This window comes from Exiguobacterium sp. Leaf187 (assembly GCF_001423925.1).
Lineage (GTDB): Bacteria > Bacillota > Bacilli > Exiguobacteriales > Exiguobacteriaceae > Exiguobacterium_A > Exiguobacterium_A indicum.
Window position 1 is genome coordinate 244,785 of sequence record NZ_LMPR01000008.1, and the last position, 19,544, is coordinate 264,328.

16 protein-coding genes are annotated in these 19,544 nt (G+C 45.7%); 2 read left to right on the plus strand and 14 right to left on the minus strand.

Annotation, left to right across the window (positions count from 1 at the left end; translation table 11 throughout):
• Positions 1–80: 80 nt before the first annotated feature.
• The 4 genes from ASF99_RS03580 to addB form a co-directional block, all read right to left on the minus strand.
• Positions 81–2,624, minus strand: a complete 2,544-nt coding sequence (locus ASF99_RS03580) for a HAMP domain-containing sensor histidine kinase (RefSeq protein ID WP_035398451.1) — start codon at positions 2,622–2,624, stop codon at positions 81–83.
• On the minus strand, positions 2,605–2,982 hold the full coding sequence (locus tag ASF99_RS03585) for a response regulator (RefSeq protein ID WP_023467390.1): 378 nt from the start codon (positions 2,980–2,982) through the stop codon (positions 2,605–2,607). Before ASF99_RS03585 ends, ASF99_RS03580 begins: the two co-directional genes overlap by 20 nt.
• A gap of 194 nt (positions 2,983–3,176) precedes the next feature.
• Positions 3,177–6,728: a helicase-exonuclease AddAB subunit AddA gene (gene addA / locus ASF99_RS03590; RefSeq protein WP_055966993.1), complete on the minus strand. Its 3,552-nt coding sequence runs from the start codon at positions 6,726–6,728 to the stop codon at positions 3,177–3,179.
• Complete coding sequence (gene addB, locus ASF99_RS03595) at positions 6,725–10,156, minus strand: helicase-exonuclease AddAB subunit AddB (RefSeq protein WP_055966997.1); 3,432 nt, start codon at positions 10,154–10,156, stop codon at positions 6,725–6,727. The genes addA and addB overlap by 4 nt, the downstream gene beginning before the upstream one ends.
• Positions 10,157–10,293: 137 nt before the next feature.
• Here addB and ASF99_RS03600 point away from each other — a divergent pair, with 137 nt between their 5' ends.
• Positions 10,294–10,671, plus strand: coding sequence for a truncated hemoglobin (locus ASF99_RS03600; protein WP_035398458.1), 378 nt, complete (start codon positions 10,294–10,296; stop codon positions 10,669–10,671).
• Positions 10,672–10,731: 60 nt separating this feature from the next.
• Positions 10,732–11,073 carry a hypothetical protein gene (locus ASF99_RS03605; protein ID WP_023467386.1) on the plus strand — a complete coding sequence of 114 codons (342 nt, stop codon included), beginning with the start codon at positions 10,732–10,734 and terminating at the stop codon, positions 11,071–11,073.
• Positions 11,074–11,115: 42 nt separating this feature from the next.
• Here the strand turns inward: ASF99_RS03605 and ASF99_RS03610 are convergent, their stop codons facing one another.
• The 10 genes from ASF99_RS03610 to ASF99_RS03650 form a co-directional block, all read right to left on the minus strand.
• Positions 11,116–11,523, minus strand: coding sequence for a hypothetical protein (locus ASF99_RS03610; protein ID WP_023467385.1), 408 nt, complete (start codon positions 11,521–11,523; stop codon positions 11,116–11,118).
• Positions 11,524–11,620: 97 nt separating this feature from the next.
• Positions 11,621–12,094, minus strand: coding sequence for a competence protein ComK (locus ASF99_RS03615; protein ID WP_035398461.1), 474 nt, complete (start codon positions 12,092–12,094; stop codon positions 11,621–11,623).
• Positions 12,095–12,204: 110 nt separating this feature from the next.
• A complete protein-coding gene (locus ASF99_RS03620) occupies positions 12,205–13,599 on the minus strand; it encodes a HAMP domain-containing sensor histidine kinase (protein ID WP_023467382.1) in 1,395 nt (464 codons plus the stop codon).
• Complete coding sequence (locus ASF99_RS03625; RefSeq protein ID WP_023467381.1) at positions 13,596–14,258, minus strand: response regulator transcription factor; 663 nt, start codon at positions 14,256–14,258, stop codon at positions 13,596–13,598. Before ASF99_RS03625 ends, ASF99_RS03620 begins: the two co-directional genes overlap by 4 nt.
• 134 nt (positions 14,259–14,392) lie before the next feature.
• Positions 14,393–14,548, minus strand: coding sequence for a hypothetical protein (locus ASF99_RS17415; protein WP_023467380.1), 156 nt, complete (start codon positions 14,546–14,548; stop codon positions 14,393–14,395).
• Between the two features lie 96 nt (positions 14,549–14,644).
• Complete coding sequence (gene mgsA / locus ASF99_RS03630) at positions 14,645–15,079, minus strand: methylglyoxal synthase (protein ID WP_023467379.1); 435 nt, start codon at positions 15,077–15,079, stop codon at positions 14,645–14,647.
• Positions 15,080–15,145: 66 nt separating this feature from the next.
• Entirely contained in the window at positions 15,146–16,693 is a 1,548-nt protein-coding gene (locus tag ASF99_RS03635) for a fatty acid--CoA ligase family protein (protein WP_055967000.1), read from the minus strand.
• Positions 16,694–16,817: 124 nt separating this feature from the next.
• Entirely contained in the window at positions 16,818–17,705 is an 888-nt protein-coding gene (locus ASF99_RS03640; RefSeq protein ID WP_055967003.1) for a glucose 1-dehydrogenase, read from the minus strand.
• Positions 17,706–17,755: 50 nt separating this feature from the next.
• Positions 17,756–18,745: a lipoate--protein ligase gene (locus ASF99_RS03645; protein WP_023467375.1), complete on the minus strand. Its 990-nt coding sequence runs from the start codon at positions 18,743–18,745 to the stop codon at positions 17,756–17,758.
• Between the two features lie 39 nt (positions 18,746–18,784).
• Complete coding sequence (locus ASF99_RS03650) at positions 18,785–19,465, minus strand: DsbA family oxidoreductase (protein WP_055967006.1); 681 nt, start codon at positions 19,463–19,465, stop codon at positions 18,785–18,787.
• Positions 19,466–19,544: the final 79 nt, after the last annotated feature.

Sequence of the window (19,544 nt, forward strand, 5' to 3'; positions counted from 1 at the left end):
TTTCCTCCTTTCTTTTCCTATTTCATCGTATCTGATTTCAGGACGAACACCTAGTGTTATTTTGTTGATATATGGTTTTTTCAGGAGATTGTCACATGTGTAGACTGGACAAGTGGGAATTTGACGGTAAAAAGACTACCTTCCTTCACGACTGACTCGACATGAATTTCTCCACCATGACCCGTGACGATTTCCTTACAGATAGCTAGTCCTAGACCAGTCCCACCAATTTTTCGACTATCCGAGTTATCGACGCGATAGAACTTTTCGAATAGACGACTCAGCGATTGTTCTGGAATCCCGATTCCCTCATCTCGAACTTGAAGAATGACTTGATCAAGTGATGTCGTGAGTACGACATCGATCGCACCACCAGATGGTGAATATTTCACCGCATTATTCAATAAATTATTGAGCAACTGTCTGATTTTTTCTTCGTCTGCTTCAATGACAGGCAACTGATTTCCCTCGTGACGGAACGTAATCCGATGAGCCTGTGTCGAAGCCGCATAAAATTGTGTCGTTTCTTCAGCAATCGTATAGATGTTCACGGATGCTTTTTTATACGATTGTGTGCCCGACTCCATGCGCTGGACATCTAAGAAATCATTGACGAGATTCGCAAGACGTTCCGTTTCGGAATGGATCGTCCGCAAATATCGATCTTGGCGCGACTCTTCGATGTCTCGGTTGAGCATGAGTTCTGTAAATCCGTAAATCGAAGAGAGTGGCGTCCGAAGTTCATGAGAGACAGTTGAAACGAGTTCTGATTTCAAACGATCCATTTCAGTCTCTTTCGTCACATCACGCATGACGAGCATCGTTCCTTTATGTACGTGATGGATGTGGATCACCTCGACATAAAATTGAATGAATACCGTTTCGTTTCGAATCGAGAACTGTAAACTATCAGTCGGTAATTCTCCACGCAGAACTGCATCAACATAACGGCTAAAGACTTCTGGTTCGTCGACGACGGATCGAATGACTTCTAAGCACGTTTGCAATGTCTCCTGTTCAGTCTGGACATCGTAACGCAACTCCGGGAATAAATCGTATAATGGTCGATTGACGAAGACCTCTTCTTTACCCGGTTCAAGATAGATGACGGCCTCTCGAATCGAATCGAGAATCCGCTCCGTCTTCGTTTTCTCTTTCGTCATCTCGTCAAACAGCCGCATCCGTAAAAGCGATAGCGATAATTGGCGGGAGAAGGACATGACATCACGCATCTGTTCGTTCGTAAACTGATCGCGGTAACGGACAAGGTAGATGTACGCAATGATGTCATCTGCAGTGGGGTCGAGAATCGGTACAGCTGTTTCGTACATATAGTACGGATATGGCAATGGATGATTGCTTGCGACTTGTTTAGAAGAATGAACAGGTGACTTTAGTGACTCAGCTCGTTTTAAGAGAGACGCATCGTTTTGAAGCAGCTGTTCTGCCAATTCATCCGTCATTCCATACGTAACGACAGAATAACTATCTTCTTCATCAACAAATACTAATGCACCAATCTCAGAATCCGTGATCGTGACGAGCTTCTCGATGATTTCCGGATAAGCAGTCAACGACTCACGCGCCGCGAGCGTTTCTGTCAAATCATTCCGATACTGCAGATGTTGCTCATTCCGCATCGTCAGCTCTAATGCTTCTTCGAGTTCTTCTTGCTGTGCTTGTAATTCTTCCTGCTGTGCTTGCAATTCTTCCTGTTGCGCTTGTAATTCTTCATTTTTCGCTAATAAATGCTGCTTGTTCTCGGAAATCGAACTTGCCATCTGATTGAAGGATAACGCCAGAATTCCGATTTCATCTTTACGATTCGGTACTTTGACGCTCGAAACATCTTCACCGTTCGCAAGCCGTTGACTGTTCTTGACGAGAGATAATAATTCCATCGTGATGCGGCGGATAAACGGATAAATAAAGAAAATCAAGACGGCAAGTAAGACGACGATATTCGCTAACCAAATCAGCTGTGTCGTCCGGATTTCCCGTTCCAGTTGGTCACTCGTCCGTTGTGCCCAATCCTCTAAAAATTCACGATAACCGCCGAGTGCTAGCTCGCTCTTATTGATTTCCGAGAGTACATCAATGTTTCCTTGAGCATCTAATTGAATCTTACCTTCAGCTAATAATCGCTGACCAAGTGGCAGTTCAGCAAGTGTTGTTCCTTTTAAGAAGGATTCCGTGACATCTCCAGATTCTTTCGCTTCGACATACGATTGAATAAGCGGCAAAATCGCATCGAAATAATAACCATACAATTCTCTCGAGGACTGGGCGAATGCCTTTCCTTGATCATAAATCGCATTTTTTTCGAACCATTCTGTTTGCTGATCAATCTTATCTTGTTGAGCCATGACTTGATTGTATAGATCACCATTCCCCATCAAGGCATAACCGCGCATGTTGAACTGGACATCCTGCCACTCTTCCCATAAAGCACCCGCACGTGCACTCCGGTCACGGATATCTTCTAATTTCGCCCGAGTCGCCTGCAGTTTCGTATCGGTGTAGTTGTAGACGATCAATGATGAAATCATCAATGTAGCTAATACGACATAAAAGGAGGCCATGAGTTGACGTCCGATTTTTCGATTAATCCACTTGGTGATCACTCAGTATTCCTCCCACGACATCAATCAGTTCTAACGGACTAAAGGGCTTCGAGAAAAAGTAATTCGCTCCGATTTCTTCTGCTCGTTCGCGGTCTGATTGTTGACTTTTAGCCGTCAACATCATGATTTTTAAGTGTTGCTTATCTGGATGTTGTCGGACTTTTTCGATGACTTCAATCCCTGTCATTCCAGGCATCATGTAATCGAGTAAAACGAGATCATACTCAGCGTTCATGATTTTTTGATACGCTTCGTCACCGTCCGTCGCTTCGTCAATCGTATATCCTTCATCTTCTAGTGTATCGAGTACTAACATGCGTAAGACATCTTCGTCTTCTGCTAATAAAATACGCGCCATCTATTAAAACCTCCCAAAATTATCCATCATCAAAGTGACATATCTTCTTTATTTTACACAGTTCCTTCACAATAAGAAACGGAAATCACTTCAGAAACTGATTTTACCTCCTTCTTCTTCATCCCTCTTTCGACCCATACTAAAACCTCCCTCATCTCTACCTAAAGTAGGAGGATGAGGAAGGTCTCAGTAATTTAAATTAAATCAATCGTTTCTTCTAAAGCAAACGCATAGATGACCTTGCGTGAAATTCGAATATGAAGAATCGCTTCTAACGCTTCTTGATACAGATTCAACTGAGTTGCGTATCGATCCCGTAACACATCAGCAGGTGTCTGTCCGACTTCTGTCGTGACGATTTGATCCGATTTATAATCGAGCAAGATATATGACTCCCCATCCTGAATCAAACAGTCGACGATTCCTTGCATGACTGCGTCATCCACTGGACCTATCCAGTCTTTCCGGAAACGCGATGCCCCGATCTTATATGTGAACGGCAATTCCCGATAGACGTGGTTCGTCCGTAATCGTTCGCTAAACAATTGTCCGATTTCAGAGTCGAGGAACCCTTGTAACTGTGCTGTTGCTTCCCGCATCGTCGTCGCTTCAATCGGCGTAATGCGTTCCGTTGCTTCCCACTGATTGATTTGTTGCGAAATTGATTCGTCCGGTTCATACAATTGCATCGCTAAGTGTAAGACCGTCCCTCGTTCCGCTCCACTTAAAACAGGTCCGAGGAATTGTGGCGTACGGTAATACGTCGTCTGGCGATATGTCGTTTCGAATGCTGCACGTTCTAGCTGTTCCGCCCGCTTCAGTTCCGTGACGGTCTGTTTTGCTGCCGTCTCTGTCGCAAGCGCATGCGGATACTGATACGAAAATGCCGCTTCGACGATTTCTTTGACTTGCGAATTAACCGGCACATCGATTTTTTCAAGCTTCTGAACATGTTCGAGTTGCTCCACGAGTGTTGAGATTTCTTGATACGGTGCTAACTCCTCTAAAGACATCACGCGAATCGACCAATCCGTCTCATCCGGACGTAGTAAACTGCTGCGTAAGACTGCCGGAACGACCCATTCCGCATAACTCTTCGCTTGGCGCCGGTCATTTTCAGGAAGTAAGACTTCATCTGGTGGCGTCATCTGCCAGGTCGCCATTTGATTTTCTAAATCCTTGACTGTCCCGACGAGAATCAACTTTTCCTTCGCTCGAGTCATCGCAACATACAAGACGCGCATCTCTTCTGCCTTCATCTCTCGATCCATTTCCCGGCGGATGACTTCTTTTAAGAGTGTCCCAGATCGCAAACGACGAATCGGATCAATCGCATCCAGGGCAATACCATACGTCTTATGCAACTGAATCGCCTGCATTTGATCCTGTTTGTTGAATTGCTTCGTCAATTGGCTGACGATCGTCACGGGGAACTCGAGTCCTTTTGATTGGTGGATCGTCATGATGCGAACGACGTCCTCGTCTTCTCCAAGCGAACGGGCTTCTGCGAAGTCTTCTCCTCGTTCAATTAATCGATTGATCAGACGAAGGAAACGATAGAGTCCACGATAACCGGACGTCTCATATTGCTTCGCTCGCTCATATAAGGCGTTCAAGTTGGCTTGACGACTTTTTCCTCCGGCGAGACAGCCGACGTACTCAAAATAGCCGGTCTGATCAAAGAGCGATCGAATGAAGGCAGGTAGGGCACTCCCACGCGCTTCAGTTCGCCATGATTGAATCTGACGGATGATTTCATCCATTCGAATTCCGAGTGATGATTCCTCTGCCGCCATTGCTAGCGCTGCCTCATAAAAGCTTCCTTCTTTTTGTTTTGCTCGAATCCGTCCTAAATCTCGATCCGCCACCCCAAAAATCGGCGATCGTAACAGACTCGCGAATGGGATGTCTTGAAGCGGATTATCGATCGTCTTGAGCAATGCCATCATGATTTGAATTTCCGTCGCTTGGAAGTATCCGCCCGTCGTATCCGCATAGACCGGAATCTCATACTGTTCGAGCACTTCGACAAGCGCTTGGACACGCTTACCACGCGACCGTGCTAAGACGACGATATCGCGGTATTCACACGTTCGGAATCGGTTCGCTTTCGCATCGTAAATCAGATGTGGATGCTTCGAATCAACGAGTTCTAAAATTCGCGTCGCAATCGCTCGTGCTTCAACCTCTTCCTTTTCACTATCAAGTGGATCTATCAAGAGTAATTCAGGCGCCACTTGCTCCGATTCGAGATAACTCAGATTCCCGAGTCGAAGGTGCGCGGCTTCATCGTAATCAATCTCCCCGACCGTCTCATCCATCACTTGGCGGAAGATTTGATTCGTTCCATCCAGCACCTCAAGACGACTCCGGAAGTTTTTTGTTAAATCGATCCGTGTTCCAACGTCGGTCTGTTGGAATCGTTTGAATTTCTCAAGGAACAATCCTGGCTCTGCATGACGAAATTTATAGATGGATTGTTTGACATCACCGACCATGAATAGATTTCCTGTCGCCTCATCCGTTTTCGAGACCAATTGGATGATGCGTTCCTGAACCTCGTTCGTATCTTGATATTCGTCGACCAGTACTTCAACGAAGCGTTCCTTCAGAAGTTTTGCCACGTCTGACGGTTGTCCTTCGTCCGTCAAAATCTCTAATGCAAAATGTTCAAGATCCGAAAAATCGACGATACCACGTTGTTGTTTCGCTTCGAGATAATCGCTTGCAAATTGACGTACGAGTGTCACGATCGTCTCCACGTGTCGAAGCTGCGACCGCAAGTCCTCCAAGTAATCAACACCAGTCTTTTGGACGAACAGCTCTTTCATTTTCTTGAACTCCGCTACGAGTCGCGTCCGCTCTGCTTGAAACGGTTTGATTCCTTCATCCCCGCGTGGACTCTTCCAGCGACCGAACTCTACTGCTTGAAAAGCAAGCGCAACCATCGACCAGTGGCGTGCCGACGTCTCAAGCGAGGTAAAAGGAGCAATGTCCTGAAGCATCATCTGTCCCATTTCCGTATAACCAGACTGCTCCAGCTCAAAAGCAAGTTCTCGGTAACGTCCTAATACATTCGAGAGACTTTCCCACTCTAATTCGACTAGTCGTTGCATGAGTGGAGAATCATCCGGGTCAATCGGCTGATCGTACTGACTGATTAAATGTGCATAAAAAGCTTCCGGATCCGGTAAGGAACGGGAAAACCGATAGAGATTCGAAATCAGTGTCAGCATCGCTTGATCATCGCGATCTGACGTATAACTATCAATCAAATCATAGAATCCCGGGTCCTCAGAAGCATAAAAGGACTCAAAGACCGCTTCTAAGACATCGTCTTGTAACAACAGTAATTCAGATTCATCGGCAATTCGAAACGCAGGATCTAAACCAATCCGGTAATAATTCTCGCGCAGAATCGACAAACAGAACGAATGAATCGTTGTAATTTGTGCCCGGTTCATCAATTGACGCTGTTTTTTCAAATACAAATCATCAGGTGCCTCTTTGATGCGCTGGTCCATGACCTCGATGACCCGCGTCTTCATCTCACGTGCTGCCGCATTCGTAAAGGTAGCGACGAGAATCCGATCAGCCGACAGCTCATCTTCGGGATCAATCAATCGTTGCGTCAGCCGTTCAACGAGGACCGCTGTCTTCCCTGATCCCGCTGCCGCTGAGACGAGGATATGTCCACCTCTAGCTGAAATGGCTTGTTGTTGTTCTTCCGTCCAACGCACGCTCATTCTTCTTCCTCCTTCAACCGTTCCAGTACCTCTTTTTCAGACATCGGTTTTAATGGGCGATACTGATTCCCAAGCGATTCATCGAACTGACAGACTGAACGATACTCACAAAAACTACACGGTGTCCGTTCCTGATAATCGAATGGATTGATGGCGATATCCCCATCATAGATATCTTGACTGCTGTCTTTTAATGCCTCCCATGCATGATCCATCAGCGCTGATAAATCTTCCTCTTGTACGACACCTTTCGTCTGCGTCTTATGCAGTCCGTTTTTTGTGAATGTCACTTTGACAAGCGGTGATTTTTTTCGTTCATCGTACGCAATATGATCCATCGCTCGTAGTACCTCGTCATTCTCGAGAATGACGCCTTGCATTTGATAGGACTCGAGTAACAGTTGATTGCGCTCTTCTTCGTCAGCCGATAAATCGCCCCGTAACATCGGGTTTTTGACGTGGAAATATAACGCACCAGCTGGTTTCGCCTGCTGTTGATAGAGCAACTCCGACTGCTCCACGACAGTCTTCAAATACAACAACATCTGAATCGCAAGCCCATAATAGATTTCCGCAAAATCCAGTCCTCGAGCACTCGATTTGTAATCAATGATTCGAACGTATAGCTGATCACCGATCGTCGCCTGATCAATCCGGTCGATGCGACCCGTGAATTCAATTTCTGTTCCATCCGGTAACGTAAAGCGTAATGGTGGGAACGTCGCGTTCCCAAAACTGATTTCAAATAAGTCGGGTTCAAAATCTGTTCGTTTTGCTTGTTCCACAAGCATTTTAGCTGTTTGCTCCACGACATCCGTCAATTTTTTCTTGATATACCCGAACCGACTCGAACTCATCAAAATCGCATTCTGAATTTCCGGTGTCACCTTTTCGACAGCTTCCTTCGCAAGTGTCCCGCACGTCTCGCCATCGACCTCTCGCCAGTGTCGTCCGGAAGCTTTAATACTGAGCGACAGATCATTTAATGCACCGTGGAACAGATTTCCGATGTCTGGTGCTTCAAATTTATACAGCTTTCGCTCGCGTAAGCGAAGTCCGTATCGAGCAAAATGCTTATACGAGCAGGCGTTATAGGTCTCAAAACGCGAAACGCTCGCTTGCAGTGAATCACCATATAAACGATGCGCCAACCCTTCCGGCAAGGCTTCCGCTTTATTTTGATAGAACAAGGCACTCGAGAATAACCCCATCCGTTCACGTCCCTGTCCATTTTCGAGAAGCGTGTTGTACACTTCGAACCAAATCGGCTGAATCGGATAACGTCGTTGAAGACGCCGGAGTTCAATCGCTGTCGCTGCTGCCGCGCGATCTGGACTCGTCACGAAATCAAGTTGTTCTTGCGGTGCGTGTTCCCCAGCTTCTGCAAAGTGTGTTTTGATCGGACGATCGAGCAACAGTTGTCGCTTTAATTGTTTGGTGATCGCTGCCGGCTGAAGCGCCTTTCCTTCTTCATCGACAAGTGCGTAACTGACATACAAGGCTTCACTTGGAGCCATCATCCCTTGATACAGGTAAAACAGCTCATCATCAAACACATCAAGAGACGCTTTCCCAACCGGAATACCATGTTCATGTAAAAAGTCATGATCATTTTCGGACAGTAACTTTGATTGATCTTGAACGAACGGAATCAGACCATCATTCGCTCCCAGTAAAAAGACGACTTTTACTCGTTGTAATCGTCCACGGACATAGTCCGTCGCGATCACTTGATCGAGCGATGGCGGAACAAGTGCAAAACGAAGGCTCTCAAGTCCTGTCTCGACCATCTGAACGAACAGCTCCGTCGATAACGTATGCTCAGGTGCAGCAGCTTCTAGCTGCTCGAATAGATGAAGTATCGCTTCGTATACTTGATCATGCTCGCGCGCAACAAGTAATTGATCCTGCTCTAGTGCCTGCTTACGCCATTCCATTAAACACTCTGCAATTTTTTGTTCTTCGAGGAATTGATAAAGACCTTTCGTATACGCGCTCATCGTCTTCGCCTGCTTTAACCTACGGTGCAACGGTTCAATCAAGTCGACGACGAATGTTCGTAAATGGTTCAGTTCTTCTTCTTGCGCAAACTCCTCTTCCGTTAAGCGAACTTCCTCTGCTAAGCGTCGCTTTAATTGCCACGGTTGTTGCCACATCGATCCTTTGATGCCGCGTTCGAGCACGAACGTCTCGAAACGATCGAGCGCTAGACGCGCATCTTCTGCTGGAATCGGCAAGAGCTCCGTCTTCAGTAAACGAAAGACTGTTTCTTCCCGATAACCCGATGTCACGATGTCTAAAGCGGATTGAATCAAGTCAACAAGCGGATGATGAACCATCGACTCACGTTGATCCAAGAAATATGGAACATCATACATGTGGAAGGCTCGTTCCAAGTGATCCGCATACGGCTCAAGATGTCGCACGACGAATGCCATCTCATGAAAGCGATACCCTTTTTGTCGAACGAGTTGAATCGCTTTCCGCACGGCTGATTCTGCTTCAACTTGACGGTTAACTGCAGCTGTCATCTGAAAGCCGTCAATGTCATGATCGACAGGAGGATATCCCGGCTTCAACAAGGCCTGCTCCAAATGTCGTAGCCCTTCTGATTGAAACTTGATTGGTTGATCATACAAGATTTCTTCGTATGGAATCGACAGCTCCTGCATTTGACCGATCAACTGCATGTAGCATCGCTGAGACACACCAAAAGAAGTTTGTTTCGCATAAGGATCCGTTGCGTCCATTGTAAAACTAATATGCATTTCAGCCACTTGTTGCATCAAGGCGAGTAAAACTTGTTGTTCCTGGAGCGAAAATTCATAAAATCCGTCGACGATGATCGTCGCTTGATCCAGTCGCGCTTTGGGAAGTAATTCGAGTAACGTCGTATAGTAATCGTCTGCATGGAGTGCTTTATCGACAATTCGTTCCGTAAAGCGCTCATAAATCAACGCAAGGTCGTTTAATTTCGGTGACCGTTCGAGAGAGCGATCACTCACTTGACGCAACATGTCTGGCTCAATCAACGAACGTTTAAACGACGCAATGAGCTCATCAAGTCCTTGGAAAAATCCTGGCATGTTTTTAGTTCGTTTAAAAATCTTCAGTTCGTCTTCTGATTCCTCAACGACCTGTCGCAGTAATAGCTGTGTCCCCGTCTCATCAAGAAATGGAATCGCTTGATTCCCGTAATCGCGTAAAATATGAAACGCAAAGCGCCGTAGACTCATGACCTCAAGACGAACAAGACCTGCTATCCGTTCATCTGTCGCAATCCGCCGCTCCATTTCAAATGACATCTGATCTGGAACGATGAAATACATCTTCTCCCCTAATGGTCGTTGCTCGAGTTCTTGTACGACGCGCTCGATCAATTGTGTCGTTTTCCCACTACCGGCACGACCAATATGCATATGGTTCATCAAGAAAACCTCCTCCTCGTTTTTCTTTACTCTTAGTATCTCACAAACAAGAACAAATGTACTGTTTTTGGCGCATGTCTTCTACGTATAAATTTGCTATAATCAGGACACATCCTATGTAAGGCAGGTGATGCTCCTTGTCACTTTACGAAACCATCGGAGGCGAGCATGTACTCACATCCTTGGTTCGCTCGTTCTATCATCAAGTCTACCATGATTCACTGTTGCGACCGTTGTTCCCTGACGATCGACAACGTGTCGAACAGGCACAACTCGTCTTCTTGACCCAATTGACAGGGGGACCGCGCGACCCGGATCAACCGCCGGCGAGTTTAGCGATGATTCACCGGTTATTACCGATTCAAAAAGAACATGCCATCCGTTGGTTGGAACTGATGGAAGTAGCTGCTCTTGATACAATTCCAAATGAAGAAGCACGACTTCAACTACTCGATCGATTACGAATTGGCGCGATGAATGTACTACGCGTTTGTGAAGCACACCAGATGGACTGAGGGATTTTTCTTTCTCATCTGTCCATTTCCATGTAAAATAATAAATGGAGGCGATAAAACATGACGGAAGAACAAGAACAACGACCTGAACTCGTAAAGAATGCGATCGAGCAAGCCGAAGCATCGACGAACGAGGATGACACGCTCGAGGAAGAGCAAACCGAAGAACAAAAAAAATTGGATCACATCAAAGGTCTCGTAACCCTTGAACGCGGATCTGATTACTATCGTGTCGTTTTTTATGACGACCATAAACACTTGATTTTCAAGGAACTCGATTACGACCGTGTCGACTTCGTAGGTCGTTTCTACAATGATAGCTTTGATCCGACAAACTTGACGGAACTAGAAGAAATCGCAGAAAAAGCACTCTCGACTTCTTTACGAAAACGATTCTTGTAATGCATGAAATAAGCCGTCCTCCGATTGGAGAACGGCTTATTTTTATTGATCAGATTGTTTTTTCTTCCGACGAAGGACGTAAGCAAGGACCCCACCTGCGACAGCGATCCCTGTTGCCGCTAAGATCGGTAATAAGACCTTTTTGTTAGATGCTAGTTTTTGTTTGACTTGCTCTAGGCGCGACTCATTCGTCTCCTTCAAGGCGATAGATGTCCGACGGTTCATCGTGACGTGTTTCGCAGCATCCGTCACAACGATACGTTTCGTGACCCAACGGCGATTTCCAGCATCATCGACGACCAATTGTCGTGCCCGTTTAATTCCTTTGATTCGTTTACCCGGTGTATTTTCCGGACGTACGATGCGGGAACTGATAAAGCGTCTGCCTCCAGTCGCACCAAATCCAGGCTGTAGTTTTCGGCGATTTAACCATTCGTATGATTCATTCATCGTGTCGCGGTAAAAGTTACCGCTTCACCTCCCTATGATTTCTCTCTCTACTGTTTCTCCTTACGTAAGTAAGATTCCTGTTATGTGTTTCCACTTTTCACCGATTCTTAAACTCCGGCAATTGAAAACGACGTTGCATTTCATACGCCAGTTCCAGCGTTTTAATCCGTTGTCGCTCGATGCTGTATGCCGAGGCATCCGTATCGATACATTGCCCGGTCTGAAATTCGACTTGTACTTTTCCCGATTTTTTCTGAACAGTCTTCATCTGTTTAAAATTAATCCAAATACATTCTGCCTTTTCTTTTGCGGTCGTTGGAAAGAAAATCGTCTGTGCTTGCCAATCCACTAAAACAGGTGTCTTTCGGTTCGGACCAAGAATATGCCGCGCTGCTTCAATTCTTCCACGCATCGACGAACCAAAATACAAACAGGATTCTTCAATTAATTTAATCGGATGACCATCTAAAATGCTCTCAGAATGTTCCTTAATAACGAGTGTCTGCGGCTCTCCGTACTGACCATATTGCGGGATCAAGGCTAACGTTTCTTCCGTAACTGGGTATGACATATTCTTCGCTCCCTTCCTGGACTACATTGGTTATATCAAATAATCAGTTATGTTGTTTAGTCCTGCTAGTTATTTCCTAATGAAAAAAACGAGATCCAAAGATCCCGTTTTTAATATTTCTCTGTCTTACTTTCATTTTGATTCTCCATTTGTTCGATGAAGTGCCTTGGAAAATTAAAAATCACACAAACTTTTCCGACTCCATTTCCCGCAGAGCGATTCTCGATTGCGACCGTCCCGTCATGACGCTCGACGATCCGTTTGACAATATAAAGACCTAAACCGAACTTCCCTTCCTTACCACGTGAGAATTGATGGAACAGTGGTGAGGAGGCGTCAAGCGGTGGTCCATCATTTTCGATTTCAATATGAACATGATCCGATGTTCCGGACAATCGGATATCGATTCGTGTTTCGGCATAACGAATCGCATTGTCCATGACATTTTCGAGCGCAACACGCAACTGCTCTCCTTCACCAAGAACGATTCCTGCTTCCCCACTGACATGCCACTCGAGTGACTTCGTCCCGGAAAAGCGATTTTTCAACAGATGCACCATCCGGTCGATGTCAACATTGTCCCACGTCGAACGATCGAGCTCGAAATAGTCGAGCTTCGTGACGTAGAGTAAAGCCGCGACTTTTTTCTCTAATCGTTCCGCTTCTTCATCAATGACGGATACGGATCCGGTCAAATCACCATCAGGATAAATCCCGTCTGAGATAGACTGGGCATAACTTCGGATGACCATGATCGGCGTCTTCAAATCATGGGAGATGTTTTGAAGTAATGATTTTTGTGCCTTATCTTGTTTTTCAAGATCCATTCGCATCGCATCGACCGATCGTGCGAGTCGTCCAATCTCATCCCCACGGTCAAGCGGAAGTGGTGTATCCCACTTTTGAGCCGCAATTTTCCCAACCGCTCCCTCGATCTCAACGAGTGGATGTGTCAAACGTCGCGCTAACCAAAAGGCAATGAATAACGTAAAGATACTCCCAATGATGACGACGAATCCGATTTTCGAGAACAACTGTGTAATCAGTTCTTGCCGATACGCATCCCAAACATAAGAGACACGATAATAGGTTTCGCCGCTAACCTCGATTTTTCGAATACTGTAATAGACGTCTTCTTTATCAAGACGAGTTGTATACTTTGCTGTAACGGTCTTTTGATCAATTGCATCACGGTACATCTGATTGATCAGTTGTTGTGGCGCTCCACCGTAGTAGAGTTTGCCGTTTTTAGAAAGGAGTAAGATGTTAACAGAACGAGACTCCTGTTTTCGGCGGTCGAATTCGATCGGATTATCCTGTAACATCTCGATGACAGAAGCATCTTTCGAGAAGAAGACTTCACTATTCTCAAGTGTCGCATAGACCTGTTCATCGATGAAATTTCCAATCGATGAACGGATGACCAGGAGAATGACCGCAGAAAGCGTGACGATGACGAGCAGAAACATCGCCCAAATCTGGAATCCGAGACTGCGGTTTTTCATGCAGACACCAAGCGATAACCGATGCCGTAAATCGTTTCGAGCTCAAGCTTCGATAATTTTTTACGGACGCGACGAACGAGATCATCGACGACTCGGTCTGAACCGAAATAATCGTCACCCCAGACGCTGACAAGAATCTGCTCGCGTGACATCGGCGTCCCAATTTGTGTAGCGAATAAAATCAACAAATCGTACTCTTTCGACGTCAAATCGATTTCTTGACCATTCTCTTCGATGATTCGTTTCTCTGGATAAATCATATAATCGCCGTATTGGATGACACCACTCTTTGGTGTCGCATACGTTCGTGCCAAAATCTTTTTGACGCGGATGACGAGTTCTCGCGGAAGGAATGGTTTTGCGATGTAATCGTCTGATCCCATCTCAAGACCAATGATTTTATCGATGTCCTCATCCCGAGCCGAGATGAAGATGACAGGTGTCGTCTCATCATGTGCCTTGATCCGTTTAATCAATTGAAAACCATCCATATCCGGTAGCATGATGTCTAAAATCCATAAGTCAGGCTTTTCAACGATGGCAGAGGCCGCTGCCTCACCAGACGTAAATGATTTCACTTGCCATCCTTCTTGCTCCAAATATTTCACGAGTACACGGTTCAAGTTCACTTCATCATCAACTAAATAGATTGTATGCATGGCTCTCACTCCTCGACTAATGTGCTTTGTTTCAGTGTATCAAAGGAATTCCGCAAAATTATGGGAGAGTGGATAATAATTCAAAAAAACCTTTCTTTTCAAAAGAAAAGAAAGGCGAAGTCATAAATTTTCTATTATTTGACGAGACGGAGCGCTGGATAAGCTACTTGCTCGTTCTTTGAAGTCACAGGTGTTGCCTGTTGACGACGTTCCATTTTTACGACGTGCGTCAAAAATCCAACGCCGCCTCCTAGCAATACCGTTACACCCGTCATTAATAGAATCTCCATTTTCTTCGCCACCTTTTCCATCGCAATTGATAATCAGTATCATCCTCAAACTGACTATATCATGCTCAAACGAAAATGAGAAGCGTTCTCATGAAATTAATCGTCTAAAAACTTTTGTTGTTCCAGTTCATGGCGTTTTCGAATGATTTCCTTCCAATCAAATTGTCCTTGTTCGAGTCCATTAATTAAAATTTCAGCAGTTCCGACATTCGTCGCAAGCGGCAAATCGTATACGTCACATAATCGAATGAGTGCCGAGACGTCCGGCTCATGCGGTTGGGCCGTCAGTGGATCGCGTAAAAAAATCACGATATCGATTTTTCCTTGTGCTACCAGCGCTCCGATTTCCTGATCCCCGCCGAGTGGACCTGACTTACAGCGATGGACGTGCAGATCGGTTGCTTCCATGATCCGTTGCCCGGTCGTTCCTGTCGCGTATAATGTATTTTTCTTAAAGAATGCGGCGTAAGCCCGTGTAAAGCCCATCATCTCATCCTTTTTCTCATCATGTGCAATCAATGCGATATTCATTCGTATCCCCTCCTTCTTGTCTATGCACAGAAAAAGAACTTCAGAAACCTGAAGTTCTTGAGACAGTCATGAATTCGTCGGTTGTTTCTTCAACACGGTCCGTAAAATCTTTCCGGTCGTATTACGAGGTAATTGATCGATGAACTCAATCTGTGTCGGACATTTATATTTCGCGAGTGATGTAGCACAGAATGCCTGCGTTTCCTCTTCCGTCATCGTCTCACGAGCAACAACGAATGCTTTGACGGCTTCGCCCATCTCCTCATCCGGTATACCGATGACGGCGGCTTCGATGACGTTCGGATGCTGATAGAGGACTTCTTCGACTTCACGCGGGTAGACGTTGTACCCACCGACGATGATCATATCTTTTTTGCGATCGACGATATAGAAATACCCGTCTTCATCTCGACGAGCCAAATCACCCGTATATAACCAGCCATCGCGTAACGTCGCTTGCGACTCTTCCGGCATCTTGTAATAACCGGTCATGACGTTTGGTCCCCGAACGATCAATTCTCCGACTTGACCATCTGGTAATTCTTGTCCGAGTTCATCGACGACTTTGTTTTCGACATCGACGATCGATGTTCCAATCGAGCCTGGTTTTTGAACACCATTGACCGGATTGAAACAAGTGACGGGTGATGCTTCCGATAAACCATATCCTTCGAGGATATGACATTGGAATGTTCGATCAAATGATTCAAGAAGCGGCACTGGAAGACTCGCTCCCCCTGAGACGAACAAACGTGTTGATTCAAAATAGGTCGCATATTCCGGATGAGCCTTCACGGTTTGAAGTAAGAAATTATACATCGTCGGTACACCCGCAAAAATCGTCACCTGTTCTTTTTTCGCTAACTCAAACGTCTCTTGTGGTGAAAAACGTGAAGCAATGATGATTGACGCTCCATGTGCGAGTGACGCATTGACGACGACCGTCAAACAAAAGACATGGAACATCGGTAATACGGCAAGTGTCCGGTCGTTACTGGATACATGTAGATAATCCCCAATCGAGCGCGCATTCGACGTCAGATTACGGTGGGATAACATCGCACCTTTTGGTTTTCCTGTCGTTCCACTCGTATAGAGAATGACAGCGATGTCGTCCAGTTCATTCGTCACTTCGGTCAAGGGATGTTCGATTTCGAGCCAGCGATCGAGCGTGATGAACGTCACTTGTTGATGTGTTTCGTTTGGTCCTTCTTGATCCGCGTAAGGAACAGAGACGACAATCTTAAGATTCGGTAAATGCACGAGACGATCTTTTGCAGCTTCGACGAGCGGTGCAATCCCTAAAATCCCCTTCACATCACCGTTCATCAGGATATACCCGATTTCATCCGGTGTGTATGTAGGGTTGATCGGAATCGCGATTGCCCCTTGTTTCATGATGGCGTAATATGCCACTAGGAATGCTGGGCTATTCCCTAAAATCAGCGCGACATGATCGCCTTTTCGGATCCCGTTCGCTTCAAGCGCACCGGCTGCCCGGTGAAACTTCTCGACAAACTCACGATAGCTGACTTGCGTGTCCTCAAACACATACGCCGTTGAATCCGGATGTGTTCGAGCAGTTTCTTCGACGGATTGAATCAATCCAAGCATGAGCAAAATTCCCCTTTCGAATGAATGACTATTCATTTTTTACGTAAAAAAAATCCATACGTAGTCAAAAGCGACCGTATGGATAGTGTAACACTTTTTGGAAACGTTTTCACAGAGTTTCTTTTTAACCGTTGACGATGACGCCACCGTTTAAGTGAAGGACTTGTCCTGTCATATAACTTGAATCGTTACACGCGAGGAAAACATATGCTGATGCCATCTCAGCCGGCTGCCCTGGGCGATCCATCGGTGTATTTTTCCCGAATGTCTTGACTGATTCATGCGGGAACGTTTCCGTGATGAGCGGCGTCCAGATCGGACCCGGTGCGACAGCATTGACACGAATGCCTTCCTTCGCTAAGTTCATCGAAAGACTTCGTGTGAAGCTGACGATTGCACCCTTCGTCGCAGAATAGTCAATCAAAAGCGCGTTTCCTTCGTATGCCGTCGACGATGTCGTATTGATGATGGCAGAACCGAGTGAAAGGTGCGGGAGCGCGGCACGGGCAAGACGCATCATTCCGAAGATATTCGTCTTGAACGTCTTTTCCATCGACTCGTCTGTGATGTCCTTCAGACTATCTTCTGGTTTTTGCATACTCGCATTGTTGACGATGATATCTAAGCGACCGAAACGATCGATTGTTTTTTGGACGAGTGTTTCACAGTAATCTGCATCTCCGATATCCCCTTTAGAAAGTAGGACTTCGCCGCCTAATTCCTCAAGTCGTGCTTTTGTTTCTTCCGCTCCTTCTTGATCACCGTAGAAGGCGATGACGACTTTTGCTCCTTCACGGACATAAGCAATTGAGATAGCACGCCCGATTCCAGAGTTGCCGCCCGTGACGATCGCGACTTTTCCTTCTAATTTTCCTGCTGCCTTATAATCATCACGCTCATAATATGGTAACGGCTGTTCATCCTCCGTTTTTGGTAATCCTTCTGAAATCCGTTCAAAATCAATAAAGTCCGTTAACGAACCTTCTAAAAAATTATCTTTATTATAGCCCATGAAAAAAACTCCCCCTATGCAGTTGATAGAAGGAGTTTTCCCATAAAGACTTACGCTAAAACGTCTAGCACTTCATCTAGTTCGACAGCGCCGAAGTATTTTTTCAATTCGTACCGACCGAGCACTTCGCGAAGAGACGCGCGATCATAGCGTGAACCTTCGAGCGCCCGCGCAATTTCTTCTGCATCCTCGACACCAAAGAAGTCGCCATAAATCTTCGCTTCTTCAATGATGCCTTTTTTGACGTTCAGCCGGAAATCAATCGTACCGATCGGGAAGCGTTTTTTATGAATGACATCAAATTTCGGCGATTTTCCGAAATTCCACTCCCAGTTGCCATAACGTTCTGCTGAGATGGCACGTACTTTATCCCAGTCCTCTTCGGTTAAGATATACCGTTCAATCTCTTTTCCTTCATAGATCGAAGCAAGGAGATGATCGACGAATTGTTCCATCGTCAACGGTTCTGACAGGAATTCCGAGATATTCGCGACACGACTTCGGACCGATTTAATGCCTTTAGAGCGCATCTTTTCTTCACTGACGACAAGCGCATTGACGACTTCTTCGATGTTCGAATCGAGCATCAATGTACCGTGACTAAACATCCGTCCTTTCGTCGTGAACTGGGCATTCCCACTGATTTTCCGACTTCCGACATGAATATCGTTTCGTCCGGATAGCTCCGCTTCGACACCGAGTTTATGCAGCGCTTGTACGACTGGCTCCGTGAACTTTTTATAGTTGTTGAACGAATCACCGTCATCTTTTGTCAAGAAACTGAAGTTCAAGTTTCCTTCGTCATGATACACCGCGCCACCACCTGAAAGACGACGGACGACGTGGATGCCGTTTTCCTCAACATACTTCAAATTGACTTCTTCGTTCGTGTTCTGGTTTTTTCCGACGATGATCGATGGACCGTTGATATAAAACAAGAAATAGTCTTCTTCATTGACGTTCAGGTTGTTCAAGATGAATTCTTCGACAGCGAGATTGATTCGCGCATCGCGAATCTCAGGATGGAAGATGAATTTCATAAGGGTTTCGTGCTCCTTTGTGATGGAATCATAATGTGATCAGTTACAGCCGTCAACACCACACGCATCACCTTCAGCGATGACTTCAAGTGTTTGTTCTTGGCGGATCTTCGCGAAGACTTGTTCGAATGCTTCTACTGGTTGTGCGCCTGAAATCGCATATTTCCGGTCGAAGACGAAGAATGGTACACCACGAACTCCGAGTTGTTGTGCCATCGCTTCTTCTTCTCGAACATCTGTCGCCAGCTCTTCTGACGCAAGAAACGCTGTGACGTCTGCTTCAGTAAGTCCAGCATCTACTGCGATCCGTGTCAAAATGGCTGAATCATTCAAATCTTCTCCGTTCATGAAATACGCTGTAAACAAGGCTTCTGATACTGCATTCATCTTACCATGTTTTTTAGCGAATTGAGTCAAGCGATGAGCCTCGAATGTATTGGCTGGGATGACACGATCCATCTCGTAGTGCAAACCTTCCTGACGTGCCGTATCAACGACACCTTGCGACATATTCCGTGCTTGCTCGAGAGTCGTTCCATATTTTGACGCAAGAATTTCGTATAAGCCTTGTGTCGGTACTGCTGGTGCATCTGGATCGAGTTCAAAGCTCTTGAATTCGACCTCGACATCTAACTTTTCGTTCGCAATCGCTTGTTCTAAGCGACGCTTCCCAATATAACAAAACGGACATGCGTAATCCGACCATACTTCTACTTTCATCTGTGTTCTCTCCTTTTGTGTAATTTCATACATTAAGCATAGTCGCCTCTAGACAGAGTTGCAATCTTTCCGCCCGCGC